General features: G+C 52.5%; 17 protein-coding genes. 3 read left to right on the top strand and 14 right to left on the bottom strand.

The window, feature by feature from the left end; genetic code table 11:
- Positions 1–31 precede the first annotated feature (31 nt).
- The 7 genes from ELY25_RS08815 to gorA all read right to left on the bottom strand — a co-directional run bounded on the left by ELY25_RS08815 (position 32) and on the right by gorA (position 7,815).
- Positions 32–1,030 (bottom strand): alpha-L-glutamate ligase-like protein, encoded by a 999-nt coding sequence (locus tag ELY25_RS08815; RefSeq protein ID WP_126950911.1) that lies wholly within the window; start codon positions 1,028–1,030, stop codon positions 32–34.
- Positions 1,027–2,550, bottom strand: coding sequence for an inactive transglutaminase family protein (locus ELY25_RS08810; protein ID WP_126950910.1), 1,524 nt, complete (start codon positions 2,548–2,550; stop codon positions 1,027–1,029). Before ELY25_RS08810 ends, ELY25_RS08815 begins: the two co-directional genes overlap by 4 nt.
- A 38-nt stretch (positions 2,551–2,588) precedes the next feature.
- Entirely contained in the window at positions 2,589–3,425 is an 837-nt protein-coding gene (locus ELY25_RS08805) for an ATP-dependent zinc protease family protein (RefSeq protein WP_126950909.1), read from the bottom strand.
- 379 nt (positions 3,426–3,804) lie between these two features.
- Positions 3,805–4,200 (bottom strand): ectoine synthase, encoded by a 396-nt coding sequence (locus ELY25_RS08800; RefSeq protein ID WP_126950908.1) that lies wholly within the window; start codon positions 4,198–4,200, stop codon positions 3,805–3,807.
- A gap of 81 nt (positions 4,201–4,281) precedes the next feature.
- A complete protein-coding gene (gene ectB, locus ELY25_RS08795) occupies positions 4,282–5,550 on the bottom strand; it encodes a diaminobutyrate--2-oxoglutarate transaminase (RefSeq protein ID WP_126950907.1) in 1,269 nt (422 codons plus the stop codon).
- A 74-nt stretch (positions 5,551–5,624) separates the two neighbouring features.
- Positions 5,625–6,203: a diaminobutyrate acetyltransferase gene (gene ectA, locus ELY25_RS08790; RefSeq protein WP_126950906.1), complete on the bottom strand. Its 579-nt coding sequence runs from the start codon at positions 6,201–6,203 to the stop codon at positions 5,625–5,627.
- A 229-nt stretch (positions 6,204–6,432) separates the two neighbouring features.
- Entirely contained in the window at positions 6,433–7,815 is a 1,383-nt protein-coding gene (gene gorA, locus ELY25_RS08785; protein WP_126950905.1) for a glutathione-disulfide reductase, read from the bottom strand.
- 138 nt (positions 7,816–7,953) lie between these two features.
- Between gorA and can the strand changes: the two genes are divergently transcribed.
- Positions 7,954–8,601 (top strand): carbonate dehydratase, encoded by a 648-nt coding sequence (can, locus tag ELY25_RS08780; RefSeq protein ID WP_126950904.1) that lies wholly within the window; start codon positions 7,954–7,956, stop codon positions 8,599–8,601.
- Between the two features lie 78 nt (positions 8,602–8,679).
- Here the strand turns inward: can and msrA are convergent, their stop codons facing one another.
- From msrA to ELY25_RS08755, 5 genes are read right to left on the bottom strand one after another with little or no spacing between them, the layout of a single operon-like run.
- On the bottom strand, positions 8,680–9,291 hold the full coding sequence (gene msrA, locus ELY25_RS08775) for a peptide-methionine (S)-S-oxide reductase MsrA (RefSeq protein ID WP_126950903.1): 612 nt from the start codon (positions 9,289–9,291) through the stop codon (positions 8,680–8,682).
- Between the two features lie 12 nt (positions 9,292–9,303).
- Positions 9,304–13,623: an autotransporter assembly complex protein TamB gene (gene tamB / locus ELY25_RS08770; RefSeq protein WP_236995686.1), complete on the bottom strand. Its 4,320-nt coding sequence runs from the start codon at positions 13,621–13,623 to the stop codon at positions 9,304–9,306.
- Between the two features lie 9 nt (positions 13,624–13,632).
- Positions 13,633–15,480, bottom strand: coding sequence for an autotransporter assembly complex protein TamA (gene tamA, locus ELY25_RS08765; RefSeq protein WP_126950902.1), 1,848 nt, complete (start codon positions 15,478–15,480; stop codon positions 13,633–13,635).
- Between the two features lie 54 nt (positions 15,481–15,534).
- A complete protein-coding gene (locus tag ELY25_RS08760) occupies positions 15,535–16,365 on the bottom strand; it encodes a coiled-coil domain-containing protein (RefSeq protein WP_126950901.1) in 831 nt (276 codons plus the stop codon).
- A 9-nt stretch (positions 16,366–16,374) separates the two neighbouring features.
- Positions 16,375–17,667, bottom strand: coding sequence for a nucleotide sugar dehydrogenase (locus ELY25_RS08755; protein ID WP_126950900.1), 1,293 nt, complete (start codon positions 17,665–17,667; stop codon positions 16,375–16,377).
- Between the two features lie 205 nt (positions 17,668–17,872).
- Here ELY25_RS08755 and ubiG point away from each other — a divergent pair, with 205 nt between their 5' ends.
- Together ubiG and ELY25_RS08745 are read left to right on the top strand one after the other, a co-directional pair.
- Complete coding sequence (gene ubiG, locus ELY25_RS08750) at positions 17,873–18,616, top strand: bifunctional 2-polyprenyl-6-hydroxyphenol methylase/3-demethylubiquinol 3-O-methyltransferase UbiG (RefSeq protein WP_126950899.1); 744 nt, start codon at positions 17,873–17,875, stop codon at positions 18,614–18,616.
- Positions 18,616–19,290, top strand: coding sequence for an HAD-IA family hydrolase (locus ELY25_RS08745; protein WP_126950898.1), 675 nt, complete (start codon positions 18,616–18,618; stop codon positions 19,288–19,290). Before ubiG ends, ELY25_RS08745 begins: the two co-directional genes overlap by 1 nt.
- Before the next feature lie 44 nt (positions 19,291–19,334).
- Here the strand turns inward: ELY25_RS08745 and ELY25_RS08740 are convergent, their stop codons facing one another.
- Both ELY25_RS08740 and ybgF read right to left on the bottom strand, forming a co-directional pair.
- Positions 19,335–20,102 (bottom strand): YciK family oxidoreductase, encoded by a 768-nt coding sequence (locus ELY25_RS08740; protein WP_126950897.1) that lies wholly within the window; start codon positions 20,100–20,102, stop codon positions 19,335–19,337.
- 33 nt (positions 20,103–20,135) lie between these two features.
- Positions 20,136–20,930 (bottom strand): tol-pal system protein YbgF, encoded by a 795-nt coding sequence (gene ybgF / locus ELY25_RS08735; protein WP_126950896.1) that lies wholly within the window; start codon positions 20,928–20,930, stop codon positions 20,136–20,138.
- Positions 20,931–20,970 lie beyond the last annotated feature (40 nt).

Raw genomic sequence — 20,970 nt, 5'->3', positions numbered from 1 at the left:
GGTGCACTCGTTGAACATCACAAGCCTTAGTCTACGCGCTTGCAGTCGTTGTGTCAGGAGTTCCGGCCAGCTCACTTTTACGCGCAAAGTGGTGCTGAGCAAAGGCTACACGCTTGGCAACCGATACCCCATCAGGCTGACGTTCAATCAAATCGAGTCGGCGGCGCAGGCCTTCGCCGTTCGTCATCTGAATGGCAAGGCCCGGGCGAGCATTGAGCTCCAGCAGCATGGGGCCATGCTGACGATCAAGCACCATATCCGTCCCTAGATAACCCAAACCGGTCATTTCATAACAGCTTGCTGCCAGATTAAGTAGGGTATCCCACTGAGGGACCACTAGGCTTGCAAGGTCATGGCCCGTATCGGGATGGCTAAAGCACGGGCGGTCAAACTGTACGCCACGCAAAGCCTCACCGGTGGCAATATTCAACCCAACGCCCACAGCCCCTTGGTGCAGGTTGGCTTTACCATCAGAGGCCGCCGTAGATAAACGCATCATGGCCATTACCGGATAGCCCTTGAATACAATGACCCGGATATCCGGCACGCCCTCATAGGTATAAGCCATCAGGCTTTCATCAAAATTGATCAGTGTCTCGATCAGGGCGACATCCGGGGAGCCACCCAGCGAGTAGAGCCCTGAGAGAATGTTGGAAACGTGGCGCTCTACATCCTCAAGGGTCAGATGCGCGCCACTGGGCTTCACAAACTGGTTATCGACGACTTTTTCAATAACCAGAATGCCCTTGCCGCCGCTTCCTTTGGCGGGCTTGATCACAAAGCCGTTGTGACCCGTTAGCATGTCGCCAATATGTTTGACGCCAAATTGCGTGGTCACTGTGCCAATCAGTACGGGCGTGGTGATGCCGTACTGCTGGGCAAGCAGCTTGGTTTTCAACTTGTCATCTACTAGCGGATAGAGACGGCGCGAATTGTAGCGGCCTATGTACCGGATATTGCGCCGGTTCATGCCGATGATGCCTTTATCCTGAAGGCGGCCCGGCCATGTCCAGTCTTTGAACCAGCTCATAACGGCTTCTCATCATCGGTGATCGGTTTGAAGCGGCGCAGTTCTAACAAACGGTAGCCCGTATAATTACCCAGCAGCAAAATCAGCGCCATCAGGATCAGCTGAACGCCCAGGAAGTTAAAGGTAATATGGCGTACCCAGGGGTTGTTCATGGCCAGATAGGCGAGTACCGCAGTCAACAGGCTGCCGCCGCCCTGAATCAGTACCTGCTTGGGGCCTTCTTCTTCCCAGAGAATCGACATCCGCTCGATGGTCCAGGCCAGGATGATCATCGGGAAGAACGTGACCGTAAGCCCAGCGCTTAGCCCCATTCGGTACGCTAAAACGGTGAAGATGGAGATAATGGCAATGACCGTTATGATGACTGCGGAGACCCTGGCTACAAGCAGTAGGTTCAGGTAAGAAAGATAGTTACGGATAATCAGACCAACGGCCACAATCAGCAGAAAGCCAATCAGACCGGTGGGCAGCGTAGTCTGGATGAAGGCGAGGGCGATAAGCACCGGCATAAAGGTGCCCGATGTCTTGATACCCACCAGCACACGCAGAAATACCACCACCAATGCGCCAATCGGGATCAGCAGAATGGTCTGGAAAAGCGCCTGTTCTTCCAGTGGCAAGCTATGGATGGAGAAGTTGAGTAGCGTGTCTTCAGAATAGTGGTTGCGTACCGCGGCCGAAGCCGGCTGGTGATGCGTCAGCATGGAAAACGATACCCGTGAGTTGGTGCCGCCTTGCACTTCAAGCACCGCACGACCACCAGTTTCCCATAGCAGCAGGTTGTCCGGCTGACCCTGTTCGCCCGTTATCGGGTTAAATAGCCACCACTGATTAACGGACTCATCGAACACTTGAATCCAGCTGCTTAATGCCTGGCGGCGGCGCCCATCTTCAAGCATCAGCCCGTTCACTTCTCGGGCTTGAACGCCGGCTTGATTAAGTAGACGGACAATTAGCGCCGAAGGCGTTTCCTGAGTAAGCAGCAAGCGGGCGCTTTCACCCTGGCGTTCACCATTGACATCTAAAATCAGTTCGCGCGTAAAAGTAGCGTTATTAGCGCTGCGTGCCCATGCTCTATCAATCAACTGGCTAGCTGCCGAGTCGTAGGGGCTTTCCCAAGGCGTTGTCGACGCTAACCCGGGTGGCGTTTGTATCGGTGGGCGAGCATCGGGTGAAACCAGCATCTGCACGGAGTAGTAAAGCTGCTGACTGCCGGCCGCGTCACGCGTGGTCCACTGTGCCTGACGGCCCAGCTCATCAGCTTTGTACGCTAACCCATACCCTGAAGAGGCAGTATTTTCGGTTAGCACACGAAAGCCGTTTTGATGTGAGGGTAAGGCCAGGTCAACCTGAACCGGAGCGTTTTGGGCATTGAAGTTAATAACGGCTTCAATTTCCCATACCTGACGCTGTTCGCCCGGTACCCAGGGTATTTCAAACTGAAGATGCCTATGCACACTGGTGGCAATACCTGCCACCAGAAGTAATCCAACAATTACATAAAAAGGGAGCCGGGACATGAAAATTCCTTTTAGCGAAAAGCAGCAGGGGGGCGCGATTACTCTTCGTTATCGTCTTGGTCAGCCACTTCATCTTCAGCGGCTTGTTCAGCAGGTTCGCCACCGGGGAATTCAGGGCGTTCATGAATATAGGCTTGGGCTACATCGATAACCGCGATATCCATCATGAAACGCCGCCCCAACAGCACGGGAAAATCCAGGTGCGTGCGATCATTCAGAGTAAATTGAACGTTTTGACGGATAGGCCCTAGGGTCATCAGCAAAGAAATAACGGGTCGTGTAGCTTCACCTGAGGCCTGAACGATGCGCACGCGACGCTCAACCGGTGCTTCAATCCATTCATCGCGCAGTGATTCAACCACCACATCGTCTTCATTAAGCGCAAGCTTGAAACGAACCCAGTCTTCGCCGTCTCGCTCAAAACGGGTAATGTCGGATGCTGACAAGGAGGAGGTGTTCGCACCGGAATCAACCCGTGCCTTTAGGTACGTACCGATCCCCGGTAAACCTATCCATTCGCTACGACCCACAATGGTTTTGGTTTCCAGCGCATTATCAACTTCGCACTCTTCGCGAATGATAATGGGCTCTTCGCCGCGAGCTTCCAAATCCTGAACGTCGCTGCGTAACAAGCGAAGAAGACTGCCCACTTCGCGAACATCCGCGGTCAGGGCGTGCTGTTGATGAAGCAGTTGTTCCTGCTGCAGGGTTTGCGCGCCGCACTGTTGAGATAAGGTATTTTGCAGTTCGAGTATGCGGGTATTGAATGACGCTTCACTTAACGGTGGAGGCTCATTGGGCTCAGGCTGCTGTAGGGCACAGCCGGAGAATAAAAGTGATAAACCAGCCATCAGCCACAAAACACCTGGGCGCATAACGAGTGACATCCTTGAAAATTAAAAAGGAATGATAAGGAGAAGCTAGTCCGATTGTCCAACGTGATGACATCTTTTTAAAGATTAATCACCATCCTATTTAACATAATATATATTATGCGAACACGGGAAGCTTGAATTGATCTGCAAACGATTCGGCAGCCTACTGGACACTAACCCATTTACGCAAGCATTCTCGCAAACTGTGAGTTTTCAATAAATTACTGCTGCTGAAAGCTCCCTAACCTGGCATATTTCTTGGCGTAAAATTTCTGCTGATGTATCAGGTTGGATTCTAGCGTGGTAATTCCTAATGGCACATACAAAAAAGCAGCCCTTACTACAGGCTGCTTTTATAAAACGGTACGACACTTAACGCTTAATCGTCGGCAGGTGCATAAGATCCATCTTCACGGTGTACTTCTTTACCGCTTAACGCAGGCGTGAAAACACAAGCAACCGTCATGCCTTTTTCTTTACCGCGCAGCAGGTGCTCATCGTGCTTGTCGAGCAGGTAAATGTCGCCTGCCTTGATTGGCCAAATTTTGCCATCTGCCAGGGTTTCTACTTCGCCTTCGCCTTCGTAGCAAAATACTGCTTCATAGTGGTGCTTGTACTGAATATGAGTTTCGGTTCCTGGAAAAATACGCGTGATGTGAAAAGAAAAACCCGCATTATCTTCAGCAAGCACTAAACGGGTGCTGTCCCAGTTGCCGTTTTCAGCGGTCACCAGGCGGTCTGTTTTGCGCGCTTCATCAAGATTACGAACGATCATAGTAGACTCCATTACAAGATGGCTGGTCTAGCCAGCCACCAGATTTATCATTTAGCGTTAGCACAGGCGCCAACCGCGTGATTACCCGTTTATAACAGACTTTACAGACGCTTCCAGAATGTCCAGCGCTTCAAGCAAGTCTTCATCAGTGATAGTTAGCGGGCAAAGGCACTTAACCACTTCGCCTTCCGGGCCACTGGTTTCAATAATCAGGCCATTTTCAAACGCCTTGCAGGTGATTTTGTCTGCGATATCGCCTGACACCACATCAATACCACGCATCAAACCGCGGCCACGTTCTGTAGCGGGCATGCCATTTTCAGTAAGCAGCGCTGCCAGCTTTTGAAAACGCTCCTCGACAATGCGCGCCTTGCGCTGAACATCGCGCTCAAAGGTGTCGTTGCCCCAGTACTTTTTCAAAGCCGCGGTAGCGGTCACCATAGCCAGGTTGAAACCGCGGAAAGTACCGTTGTACTGGCCCGGTTTCCATTTATCCAGTTCTGGACGCATCAGTACATGGGCAAATGGCAGGCCAAACCCGGAAAGTGATTTTGAGTTGGTCACGATATCAGGCGTAATCCCTGCATGCTCAAAACTGAAGAATTTACCGGTACGTCCACAACCTGCCTGAATATCATCAACGATCAACAAGATGTCGTAATCGCGACAAATCGCTTCAAGACGTTTTAGCCATTCAATACCGGCAACGTTGATACCGCCCTCGCCTTGCACGGTTTCAACAATGACGCCGGCGGGAATGTCCAGGCCACCCGAGTTGTCTTTAAGGAGTTTTTCAAAGTAGTCCAGAGTGTCAGTATGCTCGCCCATGTAGCCATCGTAGGGCAAAAAGCTGGCTCCCTGGGTTGGGATCCCGCCCGTTGCTTCGCGGAATTTACGGTTACCCGTGGTTGCCAATGCGCCCATAGTGACACCGTGAAAACCATTAGTGAACGTCACGATGTTATGGCGGCCCTTGGCAACACGTGCCAGGCGAATGGCGGCTTCCACCGCATTAGTACCGGTTGGGCCTGGTAGATGCACTTTATAATCCAGCCCACGCGGTTTGAAAATAACGTTCTCAAGCGTTTCCAGATAATCACGCTTAGCAGCAGTCCACATATCAAGGCCATGAACAATACCGTCCGTAGACAGATAGTCGATCATCGCCTGCTTGAGATGAGAGTTATTGTGACCGTAATTAAGCGTACCGGCACCGGCTAGAAAGTCGATATATTCACGACCGTTTTCATCTGTTAGACGCGCATTTTGCGCTTTAGTAAATACCACAGGAAAGGAACGCGAATAGGTACGAACGTTAGATTCCATGCGTTCAAATGTCTGAGTCTTCATTAATGACCTCCATGTATCATCATTATTAAGGTGAAAAGATTGCTAGCGTCAGCAGTAGTTCTTTTAGAGAAACGCTAAATATGATCGGTCTGAAATGGGCCGATGCGAACCAGATTCTCGGGGTCGTGTTCTCCACCAAGCTGTTCAGTAGAGAAGTATTCGCGACTGTTAAGAGGCGCCTGCCAACGCTCGGCTAAGCGGCGGAAAAGCCCCCAGGAAGCCTGATTATCAGGGGTGATCGTCGTTTCGAGGTGATGAACACCCGCTAGCTCCGGGCGCGATAGGATGGCTTCAACCAGCCGACGGGCCAAACCTGTACCGCGCGCTTTTTCACCTACAGCAACTTGCCACAAGAAATAGGTATCCGGCGCGTTATCCTTCACATAACCCGATACGAAACCAACGATTTCACCCTCTTCATTGGTTGCGATGGCACAGGTATCGCGAAACTGTGTGGCGAGTAGCAGATAGGCATAGGCAGAATTAACATCCAAGGGAGGACACGCCTTAACTAACTCGAATATCCCCCATCCATCGTCTGCATTCGGTTTACGTATGAACAGGGGCGTTTCAGAAAACCCCACTACGGCATCGGCAACCGTGGGGCGTGCAAGTTCAGATGAGGACGTAAAAGGTTGTATAGGCATACTCATAGTTATGCTTCGCTGTAGCGAATTTGATATTCATTATAACAGCTGATTATTACCAATTCAAAAGACATATTATCCACCGCCCTGTTTTCCATAATATTTGGTTATAGTTAGCCTGTTTGAAAAAGCTAATGGCAACAGTCACAAGGGAACGATATGAGTTTAGTCTAACTATTCCAAAGCGGGGATAAAAAAGGCGAGCCGAAGCTCGCCTATGAAAGGAAAGGTCCAATTAGTGTCTTGTCACGGTTCTAAGCGTGACAAACTCTTCTGCGCCGGTTGGGTGAATACCCACCGTCAAATCAAAATCCTGCTTGGTAAGCCCTGCTCTTACTGCAATCGCAATGCCTTGAATGATCTCGCCCGCCTCTTCTCCCACCATATGGGCTCCGACCACCACATCGGTCGCATCGTCCACGATAAGCTTCATCAATGTGCGTTCCTGGCTTCCTGACAGCGTATGCTTCATCGCACGAAACTGAGTTGAATACACACGAATCTTGGCAAGCTTCTGACGCGCGCCCTCTTCGGAAAGCCCGACAGTGCCAATGTTGGGTTGGCAGAATACGGCGGTAGGTACCGTCGTGTAATCCAAAGGCGCAGGAGTTGCATCCTTGAAATGATAATCAACCAGTTGCATAGCCTCGGCAATAGCCACCGGTGTAAGCTCAGGCCCAGCCGTTAAGTCGCCCAATGCCAATATGGAAGGAACCAAGGTTTCATAGCGCTCGTTAACTGGAATTTTACCTTCGCCATCGAGTTGGATGCCTAGCGTTTTAAGGCCTAGGCCTTGTATGTTGGCTTTACGCCCCGTTGCCGCCAGTACTGCGTCCACCTCTAGCATCTCGCCGGTTGTCAGATGTACGTTATAGCTCGCCCCGGCGGTTTCAATACGCTCGATATTGGCATTGAAGTGCAGGTTAACACCCTTCTTTTCCATCTCGGTGCGGGTGAATTCGCGCACTTCGTGATCGAACTGTTTAAGGAAAAGGTCACCCCGATATATCAGATGTGTCTCGCTACCCAGACCATTGAAAATACTTGCAAACTCAACGGCTATATAGCCACCGCCTAACACTAGAAAGCGTTTGGGGAAGGTGTCGAGATCAAACACCTGGTTTGAATCTAACGCATGCTCTTTACCCGGAAAATCAGGAATCCATGGCCATCCACCGGTGGCCAACAGAATTTTTTCAGCGCGAGCGTAACTAACCCCATTCACGTCCTTTAGCGCTACCGTATGACTATCGACAAGTTCTGCACGAGCGTCCAGAAGCTTGACCCCCGTGCTTTCCAGCATGCGCTGGTAAATTCCATTCAACCGCTTAATTTCACAGGTCTTGTTGTCTCTTAATGTTGCCCAGTCGAAGGTAGCGGGTTCGGAAAGCTGCCAACCAAAACCAGCCGCGTCATCGAAGCTGTCATGAAAGTGTGCCGCATAAGCGTAAAGCTTTTTAGGCACACAGCCCACGTTGACGCAGGTGCCGCCCAGATAACGGTCTTCGGCAATAGCCACCTTGGCACCGGCTGCGGCCGCCATGCGGGCGGCACGAACGCCGCCTGAACCGGCGCCAATCACTAAAAGATCATATTCATAGTCAGACTCGGCTGCCATTATCTACTCCTATCAGTGTTCATCCGCGGCATAGTGTAAGCCACGCATGCTTATTGACCTTAGTCGCAGGGAAGGTTAAAACCTTCTCCACTTACTTCATTCCACGTTAACTTGACGATGTAACGAAACGGAGACTCAATGTCTAATCCTATTGCGACGCTCCTCGACAACAATCGTGCCTGGGCTGAGCGCATGTGCGAAGAGGATCCCGAGTATTTCAAGCGCCTCTCCGACCAGCAAAATCCAGATTATTTATGGATAGGCTGCTCGGATAGCCGGGTTCCTGCCAACCAGATTATTGCCCTGCCCCCAGGCGAAGTATTTGTTCACCGCAACGTTGCCAACCTTTTGCATCACACCGATATGAACGCCTTGTCGGTGGTTCAGTATGCAGTGGACGTATTGAAAGTCAGCCATATCATGATTGTGGGCCACTATGGATGCGGTGGTATCAGGGCTGCGGTAACCGGCGGTGAATGTGGCGTCGTTGACTACTGGCTGCACTCGGTTCGGGAACAGTACAACCATCATCGCCATTCGCTTGATCACCTACCTCTTGATGATCAGATCGATCGCATGTGTGAGCTTAACGTTAAGGCGCAGGTTAACAGTTTATGCCGCACAAAAATTTTGCAGCGTGCCTGGCAACGTGGACAGCAGATTTCAGTGCACGGTTGGGTCTACGGTCTAAGTGACGGCCGTGTTAAAGACCTGAAATGCACTGTAACCGGGCTTGAGCAGGTAGAAACGCTCTACCGCATCGATCGCATTCAGCCAAGCGATTAATCTTTTACCAGCTGCTTTCAACGACTACCGCCACGCGGTAGTCGTCTTCACCAGATTGCCCGCTACCATTTTTGCTGCTTACCCGCCAATTGGGCACGTCACGCCAGTGCCTTTCAATCCGCAATAGCCATTGGGATTCTTATCCAGGTATTGCTGGTGATACGCCTCTGCAAAATAAAAGCTTTCCAATGCTTTGATCTCGGTTGTAATGGTGCCTCGCCCTGCAGCACGTAATGCTTCCTGGTAAACCTTGGCACTCTGCTCAGCTGCCTCTTGCTGTGCCTGGGTAGTCGTATAGATGACTGAGCGATACTGCGAGCCAATATCATTGCCTTGGCGATTTCCCTGAGTGGGGTCATGCTGTTCCCAGAAGATCTGTAGCAAGGTTTCAATGTCGATTTTGCTTGGGTCATAGATCACCCGAACAACTTCAGCATGCCCCGTGCTCCCGGAACAGACTTCCTTATAGCTTGGGTGCTGAGTCATGCCGCCAGCATAGCCGGCGGCTGTTACATAGACACCGGGCTGTTGCCACAACAAGCGCTCTACGCCCCAGAAACAACCCATTCCCAGTACGATTTCTTCAAAGCTTTCGGGGTATGGACCCTGCAGCGAGTGGCCGCTAATGGTATGCAGCTCGCTTGTTTCAACAGGCGTGCGCATAGTGTTGTCATCGCTTAAACGTGTCATATCAGCCTCACTCTACTGCTGCTTATAGATTACGGGGTCGCCCCGGCGGGAGAAGGTATAGATTAAATCTACCGCCTGGTTAGCACCTGACACCGCTTGAGCATAAAGGTTACGCCATAATGTGTAGCGTAAGGTTAATTCTGCAATGGGGGAGAAAATCCCCACCCCGTAGCTGATCCTGAGATCGTCGGTTAGCTGCCCACTTAAAGCTACCTGGCTCTCGTCTCCCGCCCCTGTAGTATCCAGTGTCAGGTCATCAATACCAAAGGCCTCACCAATCGAGCCTACCGCACCGCCTGTACGCCCTAATGACATGCCAATCAATGCCGTGGTAAGCGCACTATCCATGCCACCACCTGAGTCCGGCGCTCGACCACGAAGCAGATAGGAAAGCGCCTGGGTTTCCCCCATGGATGGTTCTGAGAAAATCATCACGTTAGGCTCTTCGGCATTACCGGTGACACGCAAGCCGGCAATGACATCATCTTCTGTCACATCAGGGTTGCGTATGGCCTCGAAATCAAGCGTAGGCAGCGATGGCGGCCCACTAAACAGAAGCTGACCCCGACGAATAAACAGGTCCTGACCAAATGCCTGGAAACGACCATCGACCAGGTTCACGTCGCCAAACAGCTGAAGCCCACCGCTATCTTGACGAATTTCCAGCGTGCCACCTAGCCCTGATTCAAGTCCATAAGCGGAGAGCAGCATATCTTGCCCAAGTGTCAGGGTAATCAATACATCCATTTCCATACCCGTTTGGACCAATTCGTCAGCTGCACTAGGCTCACCGCGGTCCGCTGCACGAAGTTCCGCTTGTTCTGCTTCGCGATCATCGCGTTCGGTAATAATGATTTCATCCGAGCTTGGCTCGATGGTCGATGAAGATCTGGAACCGATTTCCAGCCGTGCCCAGGGTAGATCTACATTCCCACGCACCTGCAGACGCTCCGGGGTAATACGCACGCGAATATCGGGTGCGGCCTCCAAACGTCCGAACTGCGGCAGCACGAGCAGAAGCGGATCCTGGGTAGCGTTCAAGTCCACGCCGATACGCCAGTCGTCGGCTCCAGGCCAGTAGGCATCCCCGGTAATATTCAAACGACCACGCTCTGCCGCCAGAAAGCCATTGATATCTCCCTGCTCACCGTCAAACGAAATGGTCAGCTCACCATCACGCACTTCCAGCGGAATATCCGGCCCGTGCAGGCGTAATCCGCGCAGTGCCAGGCTCCCCTGCAAATCAGGTTGGCGAGTAGTGCCACCAATCTGCACGCGCCCATCAATCGCGCCTTCCAGGCGGTCCATATTGATGACCATGGGACGATAGGGTTCCAGCGATAGGTTGTTAGCCAAGAGCTCGCCATCAAGCCGGCCCTGGCCCAATGGGTCGTTAAGAGACAGGTTAAGCGTTAAATCGCCTGCTTCTGAAAATGACAGCAGCATATTGGCATCTGCTTGCGATTGATTGGCCTGTATCTGGGCATCCAGATTAATCCCGGGCAGTTGAACCGGTTGCCCGTAATCGTTGATGGCGGTAATTGCAAGCTCGCTGAGTACCTGAACATCCGCCTGCCAACGCGCGCCGCCCTGACGCCAGGCGACCGTTGCGTCCGCAGTGGTGGCGCCTTCAAACGACCACTCATCGGGCAGGAACGGCTCAAGCATTTCCATGGGAACTTCACGCACGGTCAGTACGGCACGTCCTTGGTCGGCCGAGGCATTGATCGGCTCCTGAGAGCAAACCAGGCCACCCTCTTCACGGCGCAGACAGAACGGCGAGAGACGCGCTTGACCATTTGTCAGGTTGTAACCCAGCTCAAGTGGAGCTTCCAGACGAATATTGCCCGCCTCGGAATCAATTTCAAGTGGCGTTAATCGGCCCTGATACTGCTGGCGCTGTTGATCGAAACGGCCGTCCAAAGCGAGTAGCGCTCGTTGTAACGGGCTATTCGGGTCGCCTTGTACGCGTAGCTCTAGGCGGTGCTGAGAAAGCTGCCCCGTTAGGTCCATATTCGCCGTCGAGAGTCGCTGGCCTCCCGCAAAAATCTGCTGTAAGCCGAGCTGAACGTTGATCCTTGGATCTTCAAGCCCCTGCACTGTGGCATCAAGCTCTAATTGCTCTACCCGGTTATCTGCAAAACGCAGATCGCGCCCTGATAGGTCGGCAAGAATCTCGGGCTGCTCAAAGCTGCCCGTGGCTTGTACATTACCTGTAAGTGTCCCTGCCAGTTCAGGGGAAAGAGTACGCAGTTCACGAAGCGCAATATCAGCATTTAACGACATGGCCTGCTGGCTTACTTGACCCGAGGCCTCCAGCCGGTTGTTGCCCTGCGTAAATAGAAGCTCATGAATATCCACTTCCAGATTGCTGTTGGCATCCAGAGCCGCCTGAAGCGTTAGCGGGTAATCGCGTAGTTGGCCATTGATATCGATATTGGCGATGCTCACTGACCAGAGATCGCCCAGCTGGCGTACGCTTAACTCGATATCCCCCGTTAAGTTGCCATTCATTTGATCGACAAAGTGCGCTGGGTCGAATTGATCTAAACGAATGCGCGTATCAATCGTTAGTGGGTCTAACCAATCGATACGGCCTTCGCTGCTCAAGGTGCTTTCTTCTACTTGAAGAGCTAGAGGGTCCCAGCGGAAATGACTAACGTCGCCATCTCCCGTTAGCGTTACCTGAGTGGGCGGCAGCCCCGCCCCTTGAGCCTGTAGACTTACTTCAGCGCGGTAGGCATCTAGACTGCCCTCGACCGTAAGATCGACGGCTTCAACCACGTAGGGAGCAGCGTCGTTCCCATCTGCTTCTTGAGCCTCGTCTACCAAAGGCCATTGCAGCCGCTCGCTTTGCAAACGTGCCTGGAAGGGTAAGTCTGGGGTTGACCAATCGATATGCCCTTCGCTTCGCAGCGTATTTTCACCTACTTGAAGGACTAAAGGGTCCCATCGAAAATGACTAAAATCACCATCCCCAGTGAGCGTTAATTGAGTGAGTGGTAACTCTGGACCTTGTGCTTGAAGGCTAACGGCGGCATGGTAGGCCTCCAGACTTCCTTCTACCGTTAAGTCTACCGCTTCAACCACATAGGGTTGAGTGCCGCTTGCCCCCTCTGCCGGTTGCTCTTCCACCAGCGGCCACTGCAAACGCTCGCTTTGCAGGCGTGCCTGGAAAGGCACGTCGGGTGCCAAGACATCTACCCGAGCATTAAGGGAGGCTGCCACTATGCCAGAGGCAGTCAACTCGGCCTGCAGATCCTCCAGCGATCCGGAAAGCTCAAGTACAAGTTCTTCACCATTTAATTCTGGGAACAGTTCAGGCAGAAACAGCACGGCTTCCAAGCGGGCTTCAAGGGGGTAACTGCCAGTTAGATCCGCATTTGCTACAAGGTTCGCCTGTACATCGTCGGTGGTTACCTCAAGTGAAGTAATCTCTACCTGACTTTCCTGGGTATTTAGCCCTACCTGCAAGCGTTCAACGTGGTATTCAAACGCCCCAGTCAGATTAATATCGGTGGCAGTCAGATCGCTTACTTCAATATCGACAGGAAGCACGATTTCAGGTAACTCAATACGCTCACGCGTTGCTAGCTGCTCTTCCGGCGATATTGGCTGAAGCGCTTCGTCACGGGGTTGTGTTAGCAGAATGGCCCCGTCGATCCCTTCCGCCATCAGCGGGGTCTGTACTTCCTGGGTAAGCAGAACCCCTGGCGAAGGCGGCAGATAAACCGTTAACTGCTCAAGTCGGCTAGGGGCGAATGCCAAACGGCTCTGCTCAGCCGTTGCCGACGTTTCAAAGACCGACCAGTTGATACGTGTGCCATCGGCAAGTTGAACTACCACGTCATTCAAGAGCACAGAACGAAGCTCGATGGGAAACGGCAGATGCAGTCTGAAAGGGTCGCCATCCTTGGGCGGCTCTTCTTCTGCATCGCTGGCGCCCAAGCGAATATCTGCCCCATCAACGTGCAACGTGTCCAGACATAGACGCATGGAAAGAACACAATCATCGGCCCAGGCCAATTCCAGATCGTCTATCGCTACATAGATATTGCCAAGTTCAAGACGAAAGCCCTGAAGCGTAAACTCATCGAATAGCGCACCTTCTTGGTGCTCGAACGTAAAATAGCCGCGCTGCTCGCCTTGGGAGAATAAAACCCCCGTTCCCCATGGTGACAAAGCCACACCCAGTAGAAGCGCAACTAAACCCAATAGCCATAAAGGCAATACAATAATCAGACGTAACAGACTCCACACCAACAGCCATGTACGTTGTTGCGATGAATATGGTTGGCGCGTCGTGGTCTCGGAAGACTTAACTTGGGACAAAACGTGCTCCTAGAATTCCGGGCCGATGGAAAAATGCAAACGAAAAGCATCTTCGTGATCGAAGGGATGCGCTACATCAAATCGAATTGGCCCTACGGGTGACACCCAGCGGACCCCGACCCCTGCCCCGGTTTTTAAATCATTCGGCCCCCAGTCATCAAAGGCATCACCGGTATCAATAAACGTGGCTCCCCACCAGTTATCTCTGACACGGCGCTGATACTCAAGGCTCGAAGTAAGCATCTGCTGGCCGCCCCGCAAGCGCCCTTCAGCATTGCGTGGTGCAAGGCTTTCGTATGAGTAGCCGCGAACACTGCGATCACCGCCTGCGAAGAAACGCAGTGAAGGCGGCAGCTTGGAAAAATCATCCGTTTCAATAGCCCCGATGCTCAAACGCGCTGAAAAGCGATTGTCGTTACCGATAGTGCGTATCAACTCAGTATCACCGGTTAGACGGGTAAACTGGGCATCTGACCCCCAAACTGTGTCTGAGTACTCCACCGAAAGCTGTTGGCGATCCCCCCAGAGCGGAAAGCGCTGTGGACGAGTTCGCGTTCTTGACCACTGTATACCCGGGTAGAAGAGCCATACCTGATCCGCCTCACCGCCCTGGGTAAAGTCTTCATAGGTGGTGCGAAAATAGATTGTCTGTACCCAATCATTGTCAAACTGCCAACGACGACCAAGCTCAACCCCAGCTTCCAGGGATTGGGTATCGCTGTCATCAATATTACGAACCCCGTACTGCAGCCGGTAACTGTCACGCAGTGGATCTTCAAGGGGAATATTGTAGACGCCGGTGAAGCGCTGCTCAGGCGCTGAAAGATAGAGGTCGTGATCTAGACTGTGGCCATAACTATTGATCCATGGTTGATGCCAGCTAAACCGTAGCCGCGGGCCTACATCGGTGGCGTAACCGATACCGACTTCAAACTGATGGCGGTCAGCAGGCTCAACGCTTACATCAATAGGCACACGAGTATTATCACGATGGTTAAGCATAAGCACACTAGCAAGAGCTGCACTGCTGATTAATGGCCGCGTGGGCTGGGTCGCTGTAGCTTCGTTAAACCATGGGTCGCCGCCACCGTGGGGGGTAATGGTAAGCTCTTGAGCGGTTTCCAATCGAGGACGAACGGTAACGGATCTGAACCAGCCCGTCTCAGCCAGACGCTGATTGTAAGTAGCCAGCGATGTGGCAAGGTACGGCTCGTCATCTTCGTAGGTTTGTAAATTCTGTAAACGCTCAGGTTCGATATGACTACCTGTAATATAGGTATTGCCAAACCGGTAGCGGGGGCCGCTATCGAAGTTCATATAGAGCCTAGCGCTCTGCAGGTATGGGCGGACTTCCATGCGTCGATCAGTAAAGCTCCAATCAAAATAGCCGCGTTCTATCGCCAGCCCGGAGAACTGTGAGCGCAGGCTATCCCATGGAGCATGAAGCAATGGCTCGCCTTCACTTAAAGGAAAGTCCTCCAAGGCTTCTTTGAACGGCGCATCATCTCTAGCATCGCCTTCGATGTTAATCGAAAGTACTTCTATCTCGATGCGTGGGCCAGGCTCAATGGTTAGCCTGACTGGTTCAAGCTCAACCCTGATGTCAGGCTCGTAGTAGCCATACACCCGCATAGCTTCCTGAGTACGGTTACGTATCTCACCTTCCAGGCGGACATCGGTATACTGCTCCTCATCAATGCTTTCCAGATAAGCGCTGATATTCTCCTCAATATCCCCTTCTACGCCGTCAATTGCGGCGGTTAGCGCCCAAGCAGCTGGCACGCTAATAACATATAAGGGGAGTGCCATAAAACAAGCCGTGTAAGCGGCTGAACGCCATCGCTGTTGTCTTCCCATACATAAAATCCCTATTAAATCAGCGACTAAATAGCTTTTTTATAACGTAACTACTTATCTAAGCATCTCAATTTGGGCGCTGAATGCTAATTGAGCCTGACGCAGCTGGCGTATATCACTTTCAAGCGCCGTTATACGCTGGCTCCACTGCTGCTCAAAGCTCGCAACTTGTTCTTCAAAAGAGGATGCTGACTCTAACTGTAGCGTATTTAACTCGGTTTCCAGCATATTAAAACGCTCAACGACCGCATCATTTTGGGCTGTCAACTGTCCTTCAAGCGTGCGGCGCAACTCAGTCGACTGCTCCTCTAGGGACGTTAGCTGTTGGGTGGTGTTTTGTTTTAAATAATCGACCTCTTCAACCAGCCCCTGCCTGGCTGAAACGCCTGTCTGCTCCAGGGCATCAAGCGAAGTGCGCAGTGCAGTCAGCTGGCGATCACGAAGCTCGGCATGCTCCTCAAAGGTGCTAAGACGCTCACTAAGCGACACGAGCGCGTCGTTTGATACCTGATCTTCGTTATCGGTAAGCACGCCGTATATTTCTTCACGTGTATTGGTTAACGCGATGGATAGCTGCTCCTGTTCTTGAAACAGCGTTGTCATCTGCGCTTGCATAAACGTGATTGTATCTTGAACGTCCAGGTCGCCTGAATCGAGCCGAGCATGAACATTGGAAGCTTCGCCGCTAATCCGATGAATTTCTGAGAGTAGCTGCTCACGCTCCAACCATGCCCCGACAGAGACGGCTGCCAGTAATGCAAAGAGGATGAACACCGCGAGCCATAAAGGCCACATACGCGGCCCTTTTCGATGGCGTAAATGCTGGGCCGCCAAGCTTTGGTCCACATCCGGGACAATGCGTCGAGATGGCGTCGAATTGGGCATGACGTTTCCTCAAAAAGACGTGGGGTCGGCGCGACGACCAATACCACGGTACTTTAACCCGCAGCTGGCAACAAAAGTAGGATCGTAGATATTTCTGCCATCTAACACGAGTTTAGCGTTTAACATTGAAGCCAGACGATGCCAATCGGGATTCCAGTATGACTTCCATTCGGTTACCAGCATGAGTGCATCAGCACCTTCACATGCTTGGTAAGGATCCTGATCGAAGGTTTGCAGGTCATTCCGCTCACCCACGAGCTGATGCAGCGCACTGGTAGCCGCTGGATCGTGGAGCCTTACCTTGGCACCCTGTGCCCATAGGGCTTCCAGAAGCGTTAATACCGGAGCGTGGTCAATGCGTGCCGTTCCCGGCTTGAAGGCTGCCCCCCAGATAGCCACTGTTTTGCCGGCAAGCTCACCCTCGAAATGAGCCCATAACTTCCGAAAGAGGGTCTCTTTCTTATGCTCGTTAATATCCATCACCTGCTCAAGCAGTGCAGAGTAGCGCCCGCTTTTGGATTGCACATCGGCCAGGCGCATTAAATCGCGCGAAAAATTAGGACCGCCAAACCCACAGCCTGGATACAGGTATTCAAAACCAATACGCGTATCGGCGCCCATCCCTTGGCGGACATGCTCAACATCTACTCCAAGCGTGTCCGCCAGGCCAGCGATTTCATTCATATAGCTGATACGCGTGGCCAGCATGCCGTTGATGGCTAACTTGGTCAGCTCGGCCGCCCGGCGTGGCATGGGCTGAAAAACTTCCTGACGACGATTGAAAGCGCGCAAAAGTTCGCGCACAACCTGTTCGCCATGGGCATCATCACATCCCAGCAGCCAGCGTGTGGGCCGAGTGAAGGATGCCCAGGCACGGCCTTCTTCCAAGGTGTCCGGCAGGGCAACGCTACTGTGCTGCTCGCTCATGAGGTCATGCAGGCGCTCTGTCTCACCCACTGGGAATGTTGAGTTGTTAACTAATACCACGCCGTGCTGTATGGGAAGCTGAGGCGTTTGAAGTAGCGCGCTGGCTGATTGTCGCTGACTGGGAGAAAGGGCAAGCCAGATAATATCCGCGGTGGAAGCCTCATTGACCTGATCGATCAGACGCAGCGTTCCATCGGTCAGTGCCTGCTGGATATGCGGCATCAATTCAGGTTCCCGGCGTAGCCAATCCGCTTGAGATAGCGTTGCCCAAGGTGCGCTTTCATGAAGCAACCATTCAACCTGATGGCCCACCCATGCCAGAGCGGCGGCAGCCGTCACGGCACTTAGTTCGCTGCCATAGAGTAATACGCGCATCTACCAGACTCCTTGTGCGGCGGAAAAGCGAAAAGATATCGCTATAAAATTCATACAATGGTCCTTTTTATGCGTTCTGACCCAGGAGTGGTTAGAATGCCCATAATACTGAACGATTGAGTGGATGCCACTCGTCACTTGACGCCAACAGCCAGACTGGATGGAGAATTTCCATCTACGGCTTACTAACCATGGGAGCCAACACATGCAAGCGACACCTCAGGATAGCACTGCTGACCGCTACCAAGACAATGTCGATGTAGCAGAAGTTGCTAAATTTGAAGCACTTGCTAGCCGCTGGTGGGATTCGAAAGGCGAATTCAAGCCGCTGCATGATATCAATCCTCTACGCCTTAACTTTATTGACGCACGCGCGGGGCTGGCTGGCAAAAAGGTACTCGATGTTGGCTGCGGTGGCGGCATATTAAGTGAATCAATGGCGCATCGCGGCGCCCAGGTGACTGGCGTTGATCTGGGAGAGGCGCCATTGGCCGTTGCCCGTCTGCATGCTGAAGAGAGCGGCGTATCCATTGATTATCGGCATATTAGCGTTGAAGCACTGGCGGCCGAGCAGCCAGGTCACTTTGACGTAGTGACCTGTATGGAAATGCTTGAACACGTGCCCGACCCTGCTTCGGTTATTCGTGCCTGCTGCGCGCTGGTAAGGCCCGGTGGATATGTGTTTTTCTCGACACTTAACCGCACCCCAAAATCCTACGCCTTTGCGATCCTGGGTGCTGAGTATGTACTCAAGCTATTACCGCGTGGTACCCACGACTACGCCAAGTTTATTCGGCCTTCTGAAATGGCTGCCTGGTCACGTGACGTTGGGTTGGAAGTGCGCGAGCAAACGGGCCTGACCTATAACCCGCTCACCCGCCGCTATCGTCTGGTAACCAATGATGTGTCGGTCAACTACATGATGTATTGCCGTAAAGTGAGCCAATAATGTCAAAGACTGCACCGCTTGCGGTATTGTTTGACCTTGATGGCACCTTGGTGGATACCGCCCCCGATCTTGCCCGGGCAACCAATGCTTTGCGTACCCACCATGGGCTGGCGCCACTGCCTTACGAACAGATTCGTCGACAGGTTTCCAATGGCGGCAGTGCACTGGTAACCCTGGCGCTGGCACTTGAGCATGGCACGCCTGAACACGATACTGCGCGACAGTTCTTGCTGGATAGTTATGCGCAAGCCGTGGCTGTTGATAGCCGGGTATTTGATCCTCTGGATCAGTGGCTGATGGATTGGCATGGCAGCCAGCGACCGTGGGGAATTGTGACCAACAAGCCTCGAGTGTACACAGAACCGTTACTTGAAGCGCTTTCGCTAGTGCCCGGAGCGCTGCTTTGTGCAGACGACCTGAGCGTCAAGAAACCCCACCCCGAACCCTTATGGGAGGCGGCGCGACGGTTAGGTGTAGCGCCCAGCGAGTGCTGGTACGTAGGTGATCACGTGCGGGATATGCAGGCAGCCAAGGCGGCCGGGATGACCGCCGTAGCCGTTGGCTATGGGTATATCAGCGAAGAGGATGATTACCAGCAGTGGTCGGCCGATCTATGGTTTGAAACGTGCACGATGCTGGTGGAAGCCCTCAAAGCGTTTAACTTCGCAAAATAAGGTTTGAGTACTCAGGTCCCTAATGGCTTGAGTATGCTCGGCTGCTATGCGCTGACACGCGGCGGCTGAGCGTCAAATTTCTGCCCGCTAACACCTGCACTTTCAGGACCCATCAGCCATAAATAAGTCGGCATGATGTCTTCAGGGGTACGCAGCGTGGCGGGGTCTTCGCCTGGATAAGCACTTCGCCGCATCTGGGTACGTGTAGCGCCAGGGTTTAAGGTGTTAACACGCAAATGGGGCTGACTTTCAAGTTCATCAGCCAATACCTCCATAAACCCTTCCGTGGCAAACTTGGAAACCGAGTAGGCGCCCCAGTAAGCCCGCCCTTTTCGGCCAACGCTTGATGAGGTGAAAATAACCGAAGCGTCTTCGGATTTTTCCAGCAAAGGCAGCAATGCCTGCGTCATCCAGATCGGGCCATTGATGTTTACCTGCATCACCTGCTCCCATAGCTCTGGATCATATTGTGCAAACGGCGTGATTCGGCCTAGCAGGCTTGCATTGTGTAGAAGTCCATCCAGGCGGCCAAACTCCTTTTCGAGCGTTAGGGCCATGTCATGAAAATCGGCCAGGGAAGCGCCCTCAAAATTAAGCGGAAAAATAGCCGGCTGTGGCCCACCCGCTGCTTCAATTTCGTCGTAGACCCGCTCAAGTTTTTTAATGGTACGACCCAGCAAAATAACGGTCGCACCATGACGTGCATAACTTAAAGCTGCCGTACGGCCAATACCATCGCCAGCTCCTGTTACCAGAATGACTCGGTTTGCAAGCAGGTCAGGCGGTGCTTGATAGTCGATTTTACAGCTCATGAAAGTTCCTGAATACAAACAAGCAATGCAGTATTAACCAGCAGATTGGCGAAGAAAATCATTGGCAAGCCCTGCCGCACTACTTTGCGGGTAATCATCACGCACCTGCTCTAGAAGCTCGCGGCTTTTCTCGGCTTCCCCCTGGCGCGCTTTAACCAGGCCAAGCTTGTAAAGCGCATCAGGCACTTTACTGCTGCTGCCAAACTGTTCAATAACACGTCCAAAGGCGGCATCAGCCTCGCTTAGCTGGCCTTCTGCAGCGTAAAGTTCACCCAGCCAGTAGTGACCATTGGCAGCTAGACTACTCTCGGGATGCGCCGCTACAAATTCTTCAAACGCTTCGATGGCTTGATCAAATTGGCGCGCCTGAACATGAGCAAAAGCAGCTTGATAGTCTGCCTGGGCATCTTCACTGACATTACGCGCTGAGGGTGCGTTAATCACTTCCTGAGCGGCTTCCGGCTCGACCTGAGGCGTCGCCTGTTCAAGTTGTGTCGGACCACTGTTCATCAGGCGGTCTTCGATATCTAGATACTGCTGCTGGGATTGACGCTTCAACTGCTCAAGCTGGTGGCGCAATTCTTCAATCTGCCCACGCAACTGCTGAATTTCCTGTTGATGTTCTTCTACCTGATTAAACAGTACAAGATTACCGCCGGCAGGCTCCTGACGCTGGGTCTGTTGGTAGAAGCCGCTGGAATTACCCGAAGAAAGATCTTGAACGAGCGGTTGCTGGGCAACCGCCGTGAGTGGCAATACGGACAGCGGGAGCACTAAGGCTCCCGCACCGCACAGCCTCTCAAAATAGCGTTTGAGACTGTGATTCATGACAACTCCGTAGATAACATCGGCGTGCCATCAGGAACGC

It is taken from the genome of Vreelandella populi, from assembly GCF_003989825.1.
GTDB lineage: Bacteria > Pseudomonadota > Gammaproteobacteria > Pseudomonadales > Halomonadaceae > Vreelandella > Vreelandella populi.
Note: the sequence above shows the minus strand (reverse complement) of the source record. Positions and strands in the feature narration are given on the sequence as shown.